This is a genomic window from Sphingobacterium sp. B16(2022) (genome assembly GCF_012030425.1).
GTDB lineage: Bacteria > Bacteroidota > Bacteroidia > Sphingobacteriales > Sphingobacteriaceae > Sphingobacterium > Sphingobacterium anhuiense.
Genome location: NZ_JAAUVN010000002.1, coordinates 749,517 through 767,300, shown reverse-complemented (window position 1 = coordinate 767,300; position 17,784 = coordinate 749,517). Strand labels below are relative to the sequence as shown.

Annotated in this window: 9 protein-coding genes; 1 reads left to right on the top strand and 8 read right to left on the bottom strand. The window is 36.6% G+C overall.

The features are described from left to right. Positions 1-120 precede the first annotated feature (120 nt). The 6 genes from HCX49_RS13485 to HCX49_RS13460 form a co-directional block, all read right to left on the bottom strand. Positions 121-1,629 carry a SusD/RagB family nutrient-binding outer membrane lipoprotein gene (locus HCX49_RS13485; RefSeq protein ID WP_237682799.1) on the bottom strand — a complete coding sequence of 503 codons (1,509 nt, stop codon included), beginning with the start codon at positions 1,627-1,629 and terminating at the stop codon, positions 121-123. Positions 1,630-1,679: 50 nt separating this feature from the next. After that, positions 1,680-4,913: a SusC/RagA family TonB-linked outer membrane protein gene (locus HCX49_RS13480; protein WP_168127368.1), complete on the bottom strand. Its 3,234-nt coding sequence runs from the start codon at positions 4,911-4,913 to the stop codon at positions 1,680-1,682. A gap of 168 nt (positions 4,914-5,081) precedes the next feature. Continuing rightward, positions 5,082-5,966 (bottom strand): AraC family transcriptional regulator, encoded by an 885-nt coding sequence (locus HCX49_RS13475; RefSeq protein WP_168127367.1) that lies wholly within the window; start codon positions 5,964-5,966, stop codon positions 5,082-5,084. Between the two features lie 597 nt (positions 5,967-6,563). Next, positions 6,564-7,850 carry a Gfo/Idh/MocA family protein gene (locus HCX49_RS13470; RefSeq protein ID WP_168127366.1) on the bottom strand — a complete coding sequence of 429 codons (1,287 nt, stop codon included), beginning with the start codon at positions 7,848-7,850 and terminating at the stop codon, positions 6,564-6,566. Positions 7,851-8,197: 347 nt separating this feature from the next. Further along, positions 8,198-8,782, bottom strand: coding sequence for a porin family protein (locus tag HCX49_RS13465; protein ID WP_168127365.1), 585 nt, complete (start codon positions 8,780-8,782; stop codon positions 8,198-8,200). Positions 8,783-9,060: 278 nt separating this feature from the next. After that, the gene (locus HCX49_RS13460) at positions 9,061-11,871 is read right to left on the bottom strand and encodes an NPCBM/NEW2 domain-containing protein (protein ID WP_168127364.1); all 2,811 of its coding nucleotides are present in this window, start codon (positions 11,869-11,871) and stop codon (positions 9,061-9,063) included. A 421-nt stretch (positions 11,872-12,292) separates the two neighbouring features. Between HCX49_RS13460 and HCX49_RS13455 the strand changes: the two genes are divergently transcribed. Then, positions 12,293-12,979, top strand: a complete 687-nt coding sequence (locus HCX49_RS13455) for a phosphoribosylaminoimidazolesuccinocarboxamide synthase (protein WP_168127363.1) — start codon at positions 12,293-12,295, stop codon at positions 12,977-12,979. A gap of 61 nt (positions 12,980-13,040) precedes the next feature. On the opposite strand, the gene HCX49_RS13450 is transcribed toward HCX49_RS13455, so the two are convergent. Both HCX49_RS13450 and HCX49_RS13445 read right to left on the bottom strand, forming a co-directional pair. After that, complete coding sequence (locus tag HCX49_RS13450; RefSeq protein WP_237682798.1) at positions 13,041-14,492, bottom strand: efflux transporter outer membrane subunit; 1,452 nt, start codon at positions 14,490-14,492, stop codon at positions 13,041-13,043. 132 nt (positions 14,493-14,624) lie between these two features. Beyond that, on the bottom strand, positions 14,625-17,780 hold the full coding sequence (locus tag HCX49_RS13445) for an efflux RND transporter permease subunit (RefSeq protein WP_168127362.1): 3,156 nt from the start codon (positions 17,778-17,780) through the stop codon (positions 14,625-14,627). Positions 17,781-17,784 lie beyond the last annotated feature (4 nt).

Here is a 17,784-nt window from a genome sequence, read left to right as displayed (position 1 = left end):
AAAGTCCTTTGAGATGACAAACCAAAAACTATGTTGATCTCTATAAGATCAATTAACTGAAAAAGAAAAGCGAGGTGACTTCTGTCACCCCGCTCCTCAGTAAACATAAACACATGAAATTTAGTTCTTGCCATTATCTTTTGCCCACCACAATCTTTTACCCCAAGATTGGTCAACCACTCCAGCTGCTGCAGCCTCCGTATTAACCTTATTGTATAAATATTCATTATTCGGATAAGGCAATCGCCATGGTTGATCATTATGTTTTCCTTTAAATACTGAATTTAAAGAAGGATAATTTGTAGAAGGAATCCCTGTTCTTCTGTAGAGTGCCCAACCCTCATAATTCTCCTTAAACAGGGCGACCCACATATCCCACCATATTCTCTCCTTTGTATTATTGAACTTTCCTTTACCTGCTAAATAAGCTTTTGCATCAGCTTCGGAAATGCCATTATCTTCCATGGAAATCATGACCGCCTTATTATATGCCGCTTCGGCTGTTATTCCAACATTATAACCTAGCATTGCTGCTTCCGCTAATATATAATAGGTTTCACTTGATCGATAAAATGGTGTATATCCTCCTGCATTGTTAATGTAATGCTCACCGATCCATGATACCGACCTTAAAGGACTAGGCGATGCTGTTAATCCATTTTGATAACCAACATATGTTCCTACATTTGTCTTCTGTGCTACTGAAGCAATTCTTGGGTCTCCAACTTCATTTAAGTAATTTATAAATATGTCAAACATACCCCAGTTATCAATACGTTTCCCATTGATACCAGATTTATACCACGGTTCCATATAAGGTAGCGTTCCTGGGTAATATAAATAACAGTTTTCGGCATTAGTTTCCAAAACTGGATATTTATCTTTATTTCCAGCAATCTCTTCAATTGTCGATTTGGCGAGAGCTGGTGATACCGCAGAAATACGCATAGCCATACGAAGACGCAAAGAATTACAAAATTTCTGCCATCTTAACATCTCCACATCTAATGCTGTATTATTATCTGCATTATAGATAATATCATAATTTCCAATTATATCTTCTCCAATCCCTTTATCCATTTCATCTGCAATCTTTTTCAAATCAGCTAACACGGCAGGAAAAATATCTTCTTGTTTATCATATTTAGGTTTCAACAAACTCCCATCTCCTGGCATCCCTTTAAACGCCTCAGAATAAGGAATATCTCCCCACCCATCCAATAAATGCGACCACATATAGTTTTGCCAAATTCGTGCGATGGTTCTTACATTCTTAAATGCTTGCGCTCGTTCTTCGGTTTTCTTTAAAAGATCATTCATCTGCGTAATGTTATAATAACAAGCAGCCCAACGATTTCCATAAGAATTATTGGTCGGAATCAACCCACTCATATTGTCTGGATATTGAATTTTAACAATATAACCAGCAAAGGTGCCATAACCGTCGATATCCCCGCCAAATTGTTCTCCTGCATTACGGAGTACATTGATCAACATATTTTGAGGTGGAACATCAGGTAATGCATCTGGATCCGTATTAATTTTCTCAAAGTCTTTTGTACAACCTGCTAGACAAACTATCGCGAGTATCGAAGCAAATTTTATATTAAATAGTATTTTTTTCATCATTCTGATTCTTTAATTCAATTGAAATATCATTTTACCGAACGGAACAAAGGTTAAAAAGTAAATCCTAGTTTTAAACCAATGCTTCTAGAATTTGGAACCGTTGCTTGTTCAAAACCAACACCCCTAGAATCACTTGAAACACCTCCTGATTCAGGATCTATTCTCATGGTATTTGACTTATCTACCCAAAGCAAAGCCAAATTAGATCCGATTACAGATAGATTTGCCCGTTTTATCCCTTTAATTCGACTATAAAGATGTTGAGGTAAATTATACGTAAAATAGGCTTCCCGTAATTTCAAAAATGAACCATCAAAAACATACATAGCTGCAATACCGCCACCCTCATACCAATCCTGAGCGGTCGTTTCAATATTATTTTCTATCCATCCACCCTTACCATCAGACATCGCAAAGCGTTCATTTGTCATTACATCTCTTCCTGCAAGTATTGCACGTTCGCGTATTCCATTGGCTGCTGTAATCTCTGCTACACCCGTTGTATAACCATGTGACATCGTTTGTGACCAAATGTCTCCACCTTTACGAAAATCCAACATAAAGCCAAAACTAAAGTCCTTATAAGTAAAATCATTACGTAAACTTGCTAAGAAATCTGGAACAACATTACCTATATTTTGCGCAGCTTTACTTTGAACTAAACCTGCACTTGTAACCTTAATAGCCCCTTTCATTGCTCCATCTTCAACACGATCATATCCTGGTCCTACTAATGTTCCCCATGGTTGACCTTCTCTAGCCATATTGGCAATCCCCCAAGTCCATCCAATTTGATAATCCTTCAAATCTAGAGCTGGATATAATTCCAAAACTTTACTTTTATCTTTTGAGAAGTTTGCTGTCGCAGTCCAGTTCAAACCAGTTTCCTTCTTTAGAATATCACCTCGTAATTGAAGTTCAACACCTTTGCTTTCAATATTACCCGCATTCAAGAACATTCTTGTAAAACTTACTGTATTTGATGTATTTACAGGAAGTAATTGATTTTTCGCATTTTTATGATAATAAGTAAAATCGGCATGTAATCGATTATTGAACAATCCTAATTCTACTCCTGTTTCCCAAGTATTTATAGATTCTGGAACCAAATTCTCAATCGCATAAGTCATGCTTTTATACATCTGCGCTAAATCATTAAATGCATCAGTTTGTGCATAATAATAATTTCTATTGCGATACGGATCTGTGGCATTACCTACCTCTGAAATATTCAATCTCAATTTCATAAATGACAAGAAATCCCCTTTAATACTTTCAAAAGAAGTTGTTGGGATCCAGCTCATACTTACTGATGGATAAAAGAATGACTTTGTTAAAGTTGAAGACCAATCATTTCGAGCAGTCACATCAACATATAATTGATCTCGCCAGCCAACGGATGCCTGACCATAAATGGAATTAGAGCGATTGTGCTCATTATCCATTATTGTTTCAGCAGGTCCAATCTTATTCGCGATCGTATAAACTCCAGGGACATTCAGACCTGTTGCTCCAAGTGTATTTAGATTCATTTGATAATCGCGGTAATTTGCACCCGCTGTAGCTAATATGTTGAAATCCCCATATTGTTTATTAAAATTTGCTATAAAATCAGCGTTAAACTCTGTTCTATTATTTTTGTTTTCGCTAAAACTACCATTCAAATGGTCAAAATTGAAGTAATTTCGTTCAAACCTCTTAGCGTTAGCATAATCTACACCTACTCGCCCCTCAAATTTCAAAAAATCAAAGGGTTGATAATAAAGCGAACTTTTTCCAAAAATACGATTCATTTGCAAAGAGTTTAGCGATTCATTCATCGTGTAATATGGATTCATATGATAATTCGAATTCCAATTATAATAGGTATAATTACCTTGAGCATCACGTTGATCCCAATTTCTTTTCAGATCTTTCATATCGACTTGTCTACCGAACCAAATCAATCCATTCATAGGATTAGCTCCATCATACCCCTGCATAATCAAATTATCACTTTCAGTCCGGGTATAATTCGACATAATGTCGAATGTTATCTTATCACTGATCTTATATTCGTTATTCAGTTGAGCTGTGTATTTCTTCTGATCCGTATTTGGAACTGTTCCTTTTTGATCTCTAAAAGATATTGAAGCACGGGTTGACGAACGATCGCTTTTTGCTAATAAGGAAAGGTTATGATTTTGAGAAAAACCTGTCTGGAAAAAATCTTTAACATTATTTTTATGGGATATCCAAGGGGTAGCTTGTCTAACACCATCAACGGTAGGACTATTGAATTGAGGAAGCATTAATCCGATATCTAAGCGAGGTCCCCAAGATTCATCAAATCCATCATTTATTCCTCCTCCAGCCCCATCCACGTATGAAAAAGAACTATCTTGCGCAAATTGTTGGTAAGTTAATCCATTTCCCTTAGCTAAAAGTCCATAATTATATTCGTCACCGCGTGACCCCTGGCCGTAAAGGTTTTGATACTTTGGAATAGTTGATGCTCTATCTATACTGAAATTAGCATCATAGGATATTTGCACACCATTATTAGCGCGCTTACCGGACTTAGTAGTGATCATGATGACACCTTTACCACCTCGCATACCGTATAAAGCTGCGGATCCACCTTTTAATACAGTAATATTTTCAATATCTTCTGGATTGATATCATTTAAACCCGAACCATAATCAACACCTCCATAGGTATTATCCCCACTTCTTTGTGAGTTATTAGTAATTGGTACTCCATCGATTACAATTAAAGGTTGTTGATCATTTAAAAGTGATGTGTTTCCTCGAATAGAGATCCTCGCAGAAGAACCTACTGCTCCACCAAATTGATTCACCTGAACCCCAGCAACCTTACCTGTTAAAGCTCCAGTTACACTTAATTGCCCAGCATCAGTCAACTCTTTGGCTTTTACTTCTTGAACGGCATATCCCAAAGATTTTTTATCTCTTGAAATACCCATGGCTGTCACCACCACTTCGTCCAAACTTTCCGTATTTGAAGCTAATGTAATAGAGAGGTTGGTTTGATTTGTAAGGTTAATTTGTTTTCGTTCATAACCAATAGCCGAAACATTTAAGATACCGGCTTGTCTATATGAAATAGAAAAATCACCATTAGGCCCAGTTTGTGTTCCTGTACCGTCCTGTAAGGAAATGGAAACCCCTGGGATTGGTTTTCCATCTTGACCGACCACCTTACCTTTCAGTACGGTCTGCGCATAAATAGCCGAACTGACCAGCAAGTTAGCCGCTAGAAATGTAATAGCTGTTTTTTTCATAAAATAGTGATTCAAATGTTAGTTTATCATGTCTATGTAATAACTAAGTTATCAATAGTAACCTTCAAATCTTAACCTTATCTTAACAAAGATGAGCCGTTTTTTAACATAAAATGTTAAATATTATTATAGCTCTACAGCAGCATTATCCAGCAAGATACATTTTTATTAAATTCCAGTAAAAACAGTATTTTTGTAATTATCCGTATATTCTTTCGGATTGCACCCTCTTACTTGTTTAAAAACACGATTAAAATTAGTGATGCTATTAAAACCACAATTATAGGCAATAAAGGACACACTCTCTAGACCACCTTCATTTAAATGGTTACAGACTTCCTTTATACGAATGCGGTTTAAGTAAGATACAAAAGTCACCCCGCAATGCTTTTTAAAATACCTACAGAAGGCCTGGGGGGTTAAGTTTGCATAGTTGGCGACATCTTCTAAACTCAGTTCCTTTTTAAAATTCTCTTTTATATAATTGCATATTAAATTAATTCGACTTACACCACTTGGCCCATCCCGATTAAATTCAATTCTTTCTATGCACAGCGGATCTGTTTCTTTAGAAATTGAGGCTAATGATCGTAACAAATAAAAGAACTGCATCAATTTATCAAGCTCATCAACACTCTTTAATTGCACTACTCTTTCCGAAATTTGATTAAAATAAGCATCTGGAACTTTAAATCCACGAGAATTACTGTTAATAAACTGGTTCAAAGAATCAAACTCACCTAACGAAAACAAGGACTTCAATTTACCATGTGGATCAAAAAAAACAGAAATAGATCTTGATTCATTGAATAAGCCATCTTGTGACATCGATTTAAATACGTGAGGCTGATTTGCTCCCAAAAAGAATATATCATTTTCTTTAAAAGGATGCAAAGTATCTTCGACAACTAAAACGCCCTTACCCTTTTTAATCCACATCAGCTGTGCTTCTTGATGCCTATGCAAATAAGGATAAAATGAATCCATTACATCTTCTTGTATTGTTAAACTTTGTCCTTGGGCTGTTGGCACATTAAATTGGAGAGTTTTCATAGCATGTTAAGAATTAAACTTTACAAAAATTTATTATTTGGTTGATCTAAATATAACAACTAGATTTTAATAAATAAAAATATGATATAAACATATAACAAATAGTACTATGCATTTTTAAATAATTTTGAGACAAAAAAACAATACTGAAGAATCTTTTTTCTAATAAAAAATAATATAACAACTCAAACAGCTTAAAATCAATTTCTGTAACTATTTATAATAAAAATTACTAAAAATGTTCCGATACAGTTTTTTTAGTTCTCTTAAATTATGCAACAGTTATTGTAACAACTATGTAAAACCTAAAAAGATCATATTTTTGATCAAAAAGATACAGCGTGAATTAATACATTCTAAAAAAAAGTAGATGAGAACAAGGAAACCCAAATAATTTGAATCGTATAGATTTACAATAAAAAAGTAACAGGAAGTATATCTTGGTAGGAAGACAAATAATATTTTTGTTCTGATTACATTAAATGGGTCATCTTCTCAATAAATAAAAATACTATTTATTGAGAAGATAGCAATGCAATAAAAAATGATAAAATAATAGTTTTATATTTCCAACCAGTAACTATCAATCCTAAATAACTACACTTTGGGGTACGAATAACCATTATGATATTTTGCAACCAAATACTCATTCGCTTCTTTATCTGAGAACTGACGTTTGTCTTTATTCCAGTACAATTTTTTCCCCGTTCTGTATGCAATATTTCCCATTTGAGATAAAATGGCAATATGCGCACCCGCTTCAACAGGGGCTTTCAGAATACTTTTATTTCGCGTAAGAATTGCTTCAACAAAGTTGTCCATATGCCTTTCCAAACCATTATCTTTAGATTTTTGAAATGGTACCGCAGCCATTCGATCCCCTTCTGGCAATACTTCCCACCCCTGTCTATTCAGTACTAAAGTACCATTGTTTCCAATAAAAGCCACACCATGGCCTTTGTTATAAGGTCCACCATCAATACCTATTGCATGTTCCCACTGCACATTAAACCCATCAAACTCATATAAAGTTGTCAAAGTATCTGGTGTCTCCTCAACATCATCAGGATAAGCAAATTTTCCTCCTGCTGCCATGATCGAACGTGGATCCGAAACTTTCATACCGATCAACGCAAAATCCAGCATATGCACGCCCCAATCTGTCATCAGACCGCCGGCATAATCCCAAAACCAACGGAAATTAAAATGAAAACGATTTACATTAAAAGGCCTTTTTGTAGCAGGGCCCAGCCATCTATCATAATGTACACCTGCTGGAATTGCTGAATCCGGGACAATTGGAACATCCTTCTTCCAACCTAAGTAGGCCCATACTTTAACCATTCTTACCTTACCGAGACTACCAGCATGTAGAAATTTCATAGCATCCTCAAAATGCTGTTGACTACGTTGCCACTGCCCTACTTGAACAATAGCATTATACTTTTGAGCGGCGGCCACCATGAGCTCACACTCTTTGATCGAATTGCCAATCGGTTTTTCTACATAGACATGTTTCCCTGCCGCAACGGCATCCACCATCATCAAACAATGCCAATGATCGGGCGTTCCTATAATCACAGCATCAACATTATTATCTGCTAATAATTGCTTATAATCAATATATGTCTTAACGTTTATATCACGCTTTTTCAATTCGGAAACACGGGTATTTAGAACATTTTCATCTACATCACAAAGTGCAGTGCATACTACATTTGTATTTTTTAATATTGCGGTCAAATTGGACCATCCCATCCCATTTACGCCGATTACACCAATCCGTATTTTTTTTGTATCTGCCAACACATTTGTTCCTTTAAATAATAATGCAGATGCAGCTAATAAAGTAGAAGTTTTAATAAATTTTTGTCTATTCATCATAATGTAGGCGTTGATTGCCATTACAAAAGTTTACCTATAACTATCCCCACCAATTAAAATGAATAATTTAACATTAAAGGATCAGGATATGATAAATCAATTGATTTCAGGTTTATATTTAGTTTACTCTTCCTAAGATATAAAAAATAAAAGGAGACACAAACAGACTAAGCGAGAGCCCTTTTATAAATTTCCGACATATTTCCAACAACTTTTCTATACAAAAGACTCTTAATCTACCTCTGAGCAAATACTATATTATTTTTCAACAAAAAAAGCCGTGCTTAGTGGCACGGCTTTAACTTCGTTATATATTAAATAAGTTACATTAAAATCTATCAATATATTTAAAAACGGTAACTTGCGCCTAGTGCAAAAATGCCTTTAAAACCATAACCGGCTTCAAGAAAACCACCCCAATCTTTACCAATTCGCAAACCCAATGGATTTACCTGAAAAGCAAAGATTATATCATTGGTAGTGGTCTTTTCATGATCTGTTCTATCACTACCGTTAGCCAATATTGCTCCAGAAGCAACTGTACCATAAAAATCAATTATTCCGCTTTTCACATATGAATATTTAGCGGTAGGCAACACCATGTAAAAATTACTCTTTCTATAGGTAATCTCATTTGTGCTCTTGTTTTTCATATCTGAAGAAGCATTAGCATAGCTTAGATCGGCTCCTATCGAAAATCGATTACTCAGCGCATAGCGATATCCCGCCGACAGCATACCAAATGCTTGTTCATTTGAACTTTCGCTTCCCGATATTGCACTGACAAAAGCATTTGTAAAGACATCTGCTATCACCAATGGAGTCGCATCGCTATAGTCAATTCTGATTTCATGTTTCTTGTACTCTTGAGCCTGAGTATTAAAAACAAACCCTACTACAGTAGTAATCGCTATAAAAATTGATTTTTTCATTGAATTTCTATTCTATTTTATTAAATATGGAACAAATATAGATGAACTATACCTTTTATTTTTGTGAAAATCCATTATATTATCGGAAAAATCAATCAACTTCGATACTTGTGCTTCATCAAATAAACAGTATATAAACTTGTAATAGAAACATACGTTTTATAGAAAACTTTCTAAAGAAAAAATTCACAAGCTACGTTACCTTAAAAAACATGATTAAAAAAAGCGCTAAAGCAGGAAATTTGCTTTAGCGCTTTCAACCTGTGTATAAAAGTGGATTATTCTACTACGTACCAAGTATATCCATTTGCTGGTATTTTAACCGTCAATTCTACCGTGTAATCACGGTTCAATTGGTAAGTCGTTAAACTTCCTTCTTGTTCTCGGATTTTTGCTGTTGTGCACAATCCAGTATAATAAAGCGGTACTTGAATTTTACGTACGATTTCTTTATCTGTAGGGTTAAAAAATAATGCAAAAGCTTTCTCTTTTTCATCAGGATTCACGTGCATCATTCCGTCCCAGTCCCGAGCATCAGGTTTACGTAAGTGGATGATATCACTGTTCAATATATTGCGATAACGCTTATACCATTTAATCACATCGACGACCATTTCTTTTGTTTTTGGTGTATCGTAGAGACGAGGCCCTCGGTAACATGCTTGCACACCTGCACCATAATTTTGGATCATATGCATCTTATATTCATGAAGGTGGTCATTCAATGGCTCTAAAGTCGCATCTTTTCCTCCTCCTTGGTACTCTACTAATGGCACAAAACTCCATAAAGATGATGGAATTCTATCCCATGTACAGTCATAATTTAACTGACGTGCATGTATGAGTTGACGATCGCGAGGTAAAGACCAGTTCGCTTCTCTGTAGCCAATTCCAACTTTATTAGATCCATTCAAGAAATAAAAATCGGGTACATTCATGTATATTCCCTGCGTAGACATCCAGTGATAAAGTTCAGTAACCTTCTGAAATTGTTTCCATTGTGAATCTGCTAAACCCTCGTGATGTGCATGGGTAGTCGAAGCACAGAAATCTCCGGGATAAGAACCATCATGTTCAAAACACTTCATGCCTGTCTTTTCAAAAAAGTATTTTATTTTCTCAAAATACTCATACCCCCAATCACTAGCCAGACAGGGGGAACTACCAAAGCGCATCCCTCCACGTTTACCTGTCTCGGGATTAATCACATCGACCTCATCACTGATCCATCTGCTGGCTAAAAGGGAATAACATCCCATATCAATGCCTTTACTACGTGCATAATCAACAAAACCCTTGAATTTCGCGATGTTTGCATCGGAGATATCTTCCGCATTTAACCCCGAACCAAAGCTAAGTATAATCATCTCATAACCTGTCGAATCGCACTGATCTATGGCTCTATGTACCACTTCAGGATCTGTGGATGTTAAATGCATAAAGATAGGATTCTCGCTAGTCCATGGCGCTATAGTCCGATACATCTTACGCGTAAACAATCCTTTACGCTCCCGATCATCACTATCAAATGGCATTTCATAAACAGTGAATGATTGGAAAGTACCTTTACTTTCTAAGCTGTAATTCGGACCAAGCTTAGGTGATACATCCAATACACAAGGAGTCTCCAGGAGATAATTACGTTGCGAGGTGTAAGCAGGATCTGTCACCCATTTTTCTGTAATATCGGTTGTTTTCTCAGTAAAGGCCCCTCCTGCGGCGAAATCACTCTCAACATGAATATTGGGTAATCTAAAAACTGAAGGATCACCATCTCCGGGTGACTCAGGTTCTGAGAATGCCAAATATTCCAATTGAAAGAAGTCAATATTGATTGGTAATGTAGATTCATTAATCACTTCCATTCTTTTACTAATCACCGGAATATGATCATAGATGCTAAAATAAAGCTTCACTTTCACATCCTTCAACTCTCGTTCACCACGAAGGGTAAATACAAGTTGCTGACCTGATATTGGTTCTTTATTAAGTGCCCAGCGATTGCGGGCCCATTTGATTCTTTCTTCCAGTGGTTTTATTTCGAAATCTTCTACCATAAACGATTCCGGTAATGTTGTCATTTTATCTAACCACTCATTCTTAAGATATCCCCTTTCTTCTTGACCATTTAAACCGCCAATATTCCATTTTTTACCGTCAATCTGTATCGTTCCCTCACTACTTACTGCCCTGATCAAGCTTTCCCCTAACATACGGTTCGTAATATCTACCGTCGCCAAATTAGGGAAAATCCGAAAAGTTCGTGACACCATCGCATTTGCTATTATGATATTTTTACCATCTGCCGAAGTGTAAATTCCAGCTTTAGATTTCTGAGGAGTAATTAACCAATCAAATGCCGTCTTGTCTGATGACAATTGTTTCATTAGTGGCAATGCTTTGATTTTCGCAGCAAGTTTCTTACTGATTCTAGCATCCATATTAGCACCAGGGCCCACTGTTCCCACGTCAACAAGTTGGGGTTTTATAGTTTTATAATCAATCTTCGGTGCAATCCAAACGGCGTGATCACCACTAGGACCATCATCAGTTGTTTCGGCCACAAGTTCAAGATACATCACGTCTTTTAAAGGAACGTCAATCTGCTGAGGACGATCTCCTCCTTTAATTACTGAACTTACAAAAATAGGTTTACCATCACCTTTCAAAGTAAATTTTACGGAACCTTTTTCTAAGACAGGATTACTTTTTGTGACACCGACAAACTGTTTCTGTCCTTGCTTTTCAATGAAATGCAATTTGGTACCGTCGACTAATGGTATAATGGTCAAAGATTTATCTTTAACATCAATTTTAGATTCAGCTATACCTACTTGAGCAACAAAACGCGTTGCATTTTTTTCCAACTTAATCTTGATAATACTTTTCGCTTGCACTCCAAGCACATCATCATAAACTGTCCCATTAATCGTTACAGGTTCGCCTGTAACTGAACTTCCCTTCTGCAAAATACCATACTCCTGCCAAGCATGAGATAGATCCAGATCTTTCAACTTGATAGATTCTTGTGCAAACAGAGATTGCCCTATTAAAAGCCCTGCACTTATCAATAATATAGTTTTTAACATATTTTAAGATTCCTCTTTTTTAAGGACAGTGAGACATACAACTGATCACTGCCTTTGTAAATAATATTAGGTTATAAATTCAATTTTTAATCAATAAAATTAAAGTTCCACTGTCCCCTCCCATTCTTGGCAATATTTACCAAGTGTTCCTTATTTACTAAATTGAATAGAGGTGACATTATTTTAAGATTATAATTGTTTATAAATGCTAAACTTAGATAATTTTGATTACATCCGCAATAAAATAGCACTGATTATAATCTTTAAAGCTATATATCGGTATTTATTCACGAATCTTAAAGATATGTCGACTTGTTTATCAATTCAAAACCTTCATTATTCATAATTATGATCTAAAACCAACTTTCTTTATAATATTTACATTATTTTTGTTAATTACATTGATCTATTCTTATTATTTATGAATTTAATTTACAAAGGTAAAACCAAAGATGTCTACAGTCTAGAACAAAATCAAGTACTATTGAAATTTAAAGACGACGTAACTGGTGAAAATGGTGTATTTGATCCTGGAGCAAATACTGTTGGGCTAACCATTGATGGTGCTGGAAAGTCAGGACTTAAAATGACCCAGTTCTTCTTCGAGCGTTTAGCTGAACAGGGTATTGCAACACATTATGTCTCCGCTAATTTAGATGAGGTTAGTATGGTGGTTAAAGAAGCGACTCCATTTGGGAAAGGATTGGAAGTCATTTGTAGATACCGTGCTGTAGGCAGTTTCTTGAGAAGATACGCTGCTTATTGCCAAGAAGGTGATGCGCTAGATGCTTTTGTGGAAGTAACGATTAAAGATGACGAAAGAGGCGATCCTACAATTTCGGATGATGCTTTGGAATTATTAGGTATTTTATCAAAAGCTGATTATCAAGAATTAAAATCTTTAACAAAAAAAATCTGTGGAATCATAAAAACGGAATTGGCAAAGAAGGATTTAGAACTTTACGATATCAAATTGGAATTCGGAAGAGATAAAGCTACGGGAGATCTATTATTAATCGACGAGATTTCAGGTGGAAATATGCGCGTATACAAAAATGGAAGCTATATTGCCCCTTTAGATTTAGAAAAAGACTTTTTAGGAGCTTAATAGCCTACAATCAATAGTATAAGGGCTACCATTATCTCAGGTAGCCCTTTATTATTAGCCGTTAATCCCAACCGCCGCCAAGGGCTCGATACAATTGAACCACAGCATACAATTTTTGACTTTGATCTGCTATATTTTTCAATTCTGCACGTAACAGATTTTGCTCTGCTGTTAGTACGTCGGTATAATTGGTGTTCTGGTGGTTCAGAAACAATTCTTTATTAAATGCAACGGCCTGCGTTAATGCTTCAAGTTGTTTTTTGCGGGATTTCATTTTTTTGATTGCCGTATCATATTCAAAAAGTGCATTAGAAACTTCCTGGCTGGCTACCAATAGAGATTTCTCGAATTGATACAACGCCTGTTGCTGTTTTGCTTGAGCAGTTGACAGTCTTGCTTTATTGACACCTTTATTGAAAATAGGCTGTGCAATCCCCCCTGCTATAGAACCAAATAAACTTGCACTCGAAAACCACTGATTCCAACCAAGATTTGAAAAACCTCCAGCAGCTGTTATAGATAATGCAGGATAGAAATATGTACGTGCTACATTCGTTTCCTCAAATGCCGCTCTAAAATTAAATTCTGCCATTTGAACATCAGGACGGTGCGCGAGCAATTGTGCGGGAATTCCAGGATTTAAATCATAATTCACCTGTTGTTGCATTAGAGACTGTCTGAGGATGGCACTAGGATGTCGGCCTACTAAAAAACTAAGCCTATTTTCAGTTTCTTTAATCTTTTGCTCAATATCCGGCACATCTAGTTCTGCTTCATAATAGTTTGCTTTACTCTGTACTACCGCTACGCCATTAAGCATTGCATTTTCAAAAAGTTCCGCTATTGCGGCCGCATCTTCAGCACGGTTCTCAGCAGTTTTTTTAATTATCATCAACTGTTGATCCAGAGCCAGTAATTCGTAATAATCTGAGGCAATATTGGCAATTAACTGTGTTTGTACCGCACGCTTTGCGGCATCAGTCGCTAAAAGCTGTGACAACGCAACACGTTTAGCGCTTCCAAGTTTACCCCAGATATCAATTTCCCAGTCCGTATATAATCGCATATCATATTGGGTATTATTACGCGGATAACCAAAACTCTGAAAAGCGGGCATCTGTTGTGCATTGGCAGAGATACTAGCTTCTAATGAAGGCAAAAATGCCGCTTTTTTTAATCGCACATTTACCTGCGCCTCCGTAATCCGCTCAACTGCAATTTTGATGTCTATATTCGCTTGTAACCCCTCTGTGATCAATTGCTGCAACATAGTATCTGTAAACATATCAGACCATTTCACAGTAGCTATATTGATCGTATCATGAGCTATATTCTTCACATAACCTGAATCAAGAGCACTATAAGTAGGTGACCGAAAGCTGTTTTTAACTTTATTTTCCGGCACACTATAGGGACGGGTTACGTGACAAGAACTCCAGGTCAAAAGTCCCAGTATTGACATGAATGCCAATCTATAGGATTTTTTTTTCAATTGACTATAATAATGTATCATATCTTAATTTTTAAATTTTCACACTAGCCTTTTTCTGTTTGATCAATATGAAGCTAGCGTAAGATTATATGCGCTAAGCACGAAAATTTTATTTATTTTATTAAGCGACCGAATAAGTCGAAATCTAGCATGTTAATGTTCATCTTCTAATATACGAGGTGTATGGCTTGGCTCCTTGACACCAAATAGTCTTTCCTGTAATGCCTGGAAAACAATAAATAAAATAGGAATAACAAACACACCAAATACAGTCCCGATCAACATCCCTCCTACAGCCGCAGTTCCGATAGATTTATTACTCAATGCACCTGCACCAGTAGCTAACATCAATGGAATCAATCCGAAAATAAATGCGAAGGAAGTCATTAAAATAGGTCGTAACCTTGATTTTGCGCCATAGATTGCGGACTGCACCAATGTTCTTCCGCTCAATCGATGCAAAAGTGCAAACTCCACAATAAGAATCGCATTTTTAGCCAATAAACCGATCAACATGATGAGACTGATCTGTAAGAATATGTTATTATCTACCGAAAATAACTTCGCAAAAATAAAAGCTCCAGCTAAACCGATTGGCAATGATAAAAGAACGGAAAGTGGCAGGATGTAACTCTTATATTGAGCGCTTAAAAGGAAATAGATAAAAAGAAGACACAGTGAAAATATTAATACTGTTTGACTACCGCTAGACAGCTCTTCGCGGGTCAAACCCGAAAACTCATAGGTATAGCCTCGGTCTAAGGTTTGAGCTGCTGTCTCCTCTATCGCTTTAATAGCATCTCCAGAGCTATATCCTTCATTCGGTATCCCTGTTATGGTACTTGAAGTAAATAAGTTAAAACGTTGAATAAATTCAGGTCCATACGTCTTCTTCAAAGTAACAAATTCAGATATCGGTGCCATATTGCCTTTAAAAGTTCGCACATAAATCTTATTAATATCTTCTTCTTTTGCTCTATAATCAGCTCCTGCCTGCATCATGACACGATATTGCTTTCCAAAGCGATTAAGGTCAGAGGCGTAGATACCTCCAAAATATCCCTGAAGTGTCGTCAGTACCGTATTAACACTTACACCTGCGGCCTTACATTGGGCTACGTTGACATTAATTTCTAACTCAGGAAAACCAATATTAAAAGAACTCGTAGCATAATTGATTTCAGGGCGTTGATTTAAAGCACCAATGAACGTATCGATATTTTTATTAAACTGTAGATAATTTCCACCTGTTTTATCTTGTAGCTGCAACTCAAAACCATTACTATTACCAAACCCCTGCAATGTCGGTGCAGCAAAGAAAATAATATTTGCTTCTTTGATATGAGCAGTTTTTTGAAATAACTTCTGTACAACAGCTGCGGCACTTTGCTCTTTTCCGGCACGTTCTTTCCAGGGTTTTAACCGAATGAACAATGCTCCATAGGAACCTCCAGTACCGTGCAGTAAGTCCATGCCTGAGAGTGTAGAAGATAATTCGACTTCCGGTATACTGCGCGCAATACTGTCGACTTCAAATGCAATCTTTTCCGTACGTTCTAGAGTAGATGCCGGCGGTAAAACCACATTTCCATAGATAGCACCACCATCTTCATTAGGGACAAAACCTGTCGGTGTTGTTTTTACCAAGAAATAACATACCAGCGCAAATGTTGCAATACCTGCAAATGAAATCCATTTATGACGGATTAAAAGGCGTACGACACCAATATATTTATTGGTTACTACTTCAAAAGCCACATTAAAACTGGTAAAAAACTTTGGCAAGAAACCCTTTGGCTTTTCAACATCTGCTACATGGGGTTTTAACAGTAAAGCACATAGAGCGGGACTTAATGTTAACGCATTTATTGCTGAAATAATAATGGCCACTGCCAATGTCAGTCCAAACTGTTTGTAAAATACTCCAGCAGATCCTGTAATGAAAGTGACTGGTACAAAAACCGCCGACATAATCAACGTAATTGAAATAATGGCACCACTGATTTCGCTCATGGCATGCAATGTAGCTTTCTTGGCCGATTTAGCCCCTTGATCTAATTTTGCATGTACTGCTTCGACCACCACAATAGCATCATCAACCACAATGCCTATGGCCAACACCAGTGCAAACAAAGTAAGGAGGTTGATGGTGAAACCAAAAAGCTTTAAAAAGAAAAACGTTCCTATAATGGCGACCGGTACTGCGATCGCTGGAATCAAAGTCGAACGCAGATCCTGTAAAAAGAGAAAGACCACTAAAAAAACCAATATAAATGCTTCAATAATTGTATAAATAACCTTCTCAACCGAAGCATCCAAAAAATCATTTGCATTCAAGAAAGTATGATATTCCACTCCTGGAGGAAAATCCTTTGACGCTTCTTTTAAAATATTTTCACAAGCAATGATCAAATCTCTTGCATTAGATCCCGAAATCTGGCTAATGGCACCTCCGGAAGAAAGTTTTCCCTGCGTAATTAGCGATGTCGTATAATCCAGGGCGCCAAATTCAATATCTGCGACCTCCTTTAAACGTAAGTAATCGCCCGCAACACCACTTTTCAAGATAATATTTTCAAATTGTTCAGGATCTTCGAGGCGCCCCGTATATTTCAATGCATATTGTAATGATTGACGGCTATTTTCACCTATTTTTCCCGGTGCAGCTTCAATATTTTGTTCCCTTAATGCTGCCATAATGTCTTCCGGTATAAGACCATGAGTGGCCATAACATCCGGTTTCAACCAAATACGCATCGAGTATTCCTGATCACTATAAATCTCTGTAGCACCAACACCCTCAACCCTTTTCATCTGAGGCATAATATTTATACGCAGGTAGTTATCCAGAAACTTCCTATCGTATTTTCCATCTTTACTGTAAAGCAAAAAACTAAAAGCCGTACTGCTCAACTGCTTGCTTGTTGTAATTCCTGCTTTAATAACCTCCGCTGGTAGCAAGCTAGTAGCTTTACTGACCCGATTCTGTACATTCACTGCGGCCATATCTGCATTCGTTCCCTGTTTAAAAAAGATGGTAATAGTTGCAGTACCATTATTACTACCCGTAGAAGTCATGTAAGTCATATTCTCTACACCATTAATCTGTTCCTCCAAGGGTATAATCACACTTTTCATTACAACATTCGCGTTTGCTCCTTGATAAGAGGCTGTTACAACAACTGTCGGAGGTGCAATTTCTGGATATTGTGAAATAGGAAGTGACATCAGTCCCAGGATTCCCAGCATCACAATTATTATCGATATTACCGTCGATAGAACGGGATTTTCTATAAATTTTTTCAGCATTTCT

What these genes read in the sequence shown, in the direction of transcription:
- HCX49_RS13465 (WP_168127365.1), bottom strand. Translation starts at nt 8,782, where the DNA reads ATGAAAAAATCAATTTTTATAGCGATTACTACTGTAGTAGGGTTTGTT.
- HCX49_RS13460 (WP_168127364.1), bottom strand. Translation starts at nt 11,871, where the DNA reads ATGTTAAAAACTATATTATTGATAAGTGCAGGGCTTTTAATAGGGCAA.
- HCX49_RS13470 (WP_168127366.1), bottom strand. Translation starts at nt 7,850, where the DNA reads ATGATGAATAGACAAAAATTTATTAAAACTTCTACTTTATTAGCTGCA.
- HCX49_RS13480 (WP_168127368.1), bottom strand. Translation starts at nt 4,913, where the DNA reads ATGAAAAAAACAGCTATTACATTTCTAGCGGCTAACTTGCTGGTCAGT.
- HCX49_RS13475 (WP_168127367.1), bottom strand. Translation starts at nt 5,966, where the DNA reads ATGAAAACTCTCCAATTTAATGTGCCAACAGCCCAAGGACAAAGTTTA.
- HCX49_RS13445 (WP_168127362.1), bottom strand. Translation starts at nt 17,780, where the DNA reads ATGCTGAAAAAATTTATAGAAAATCCCGTTCTATCGACGGTAATATCG.
- HCX49_RS13485 (WP_237682799.1), bottom strand. Translation starts at nt 1,629, where the DNA reads ATGATGAAAAAAATACTATTTAATATAAAATTTGCTTCGATACTCGCG.
- HCX49_RS13450 (WP_237682798.1), bottom strand. Translation starts at nt 14,492, where the DNA reads ATGATACATTATTATAGTCAATTGAAAAAAAAATCCTATAGATTGGCA.
- HCX49_RS13455 (WP_168127363.1), top strand. Translation starts at nt 12,293, where the DNA reads ATGAATTTAATTTACAAAGGTAAAACCAAAGATGTCTACAGTCTAGAA.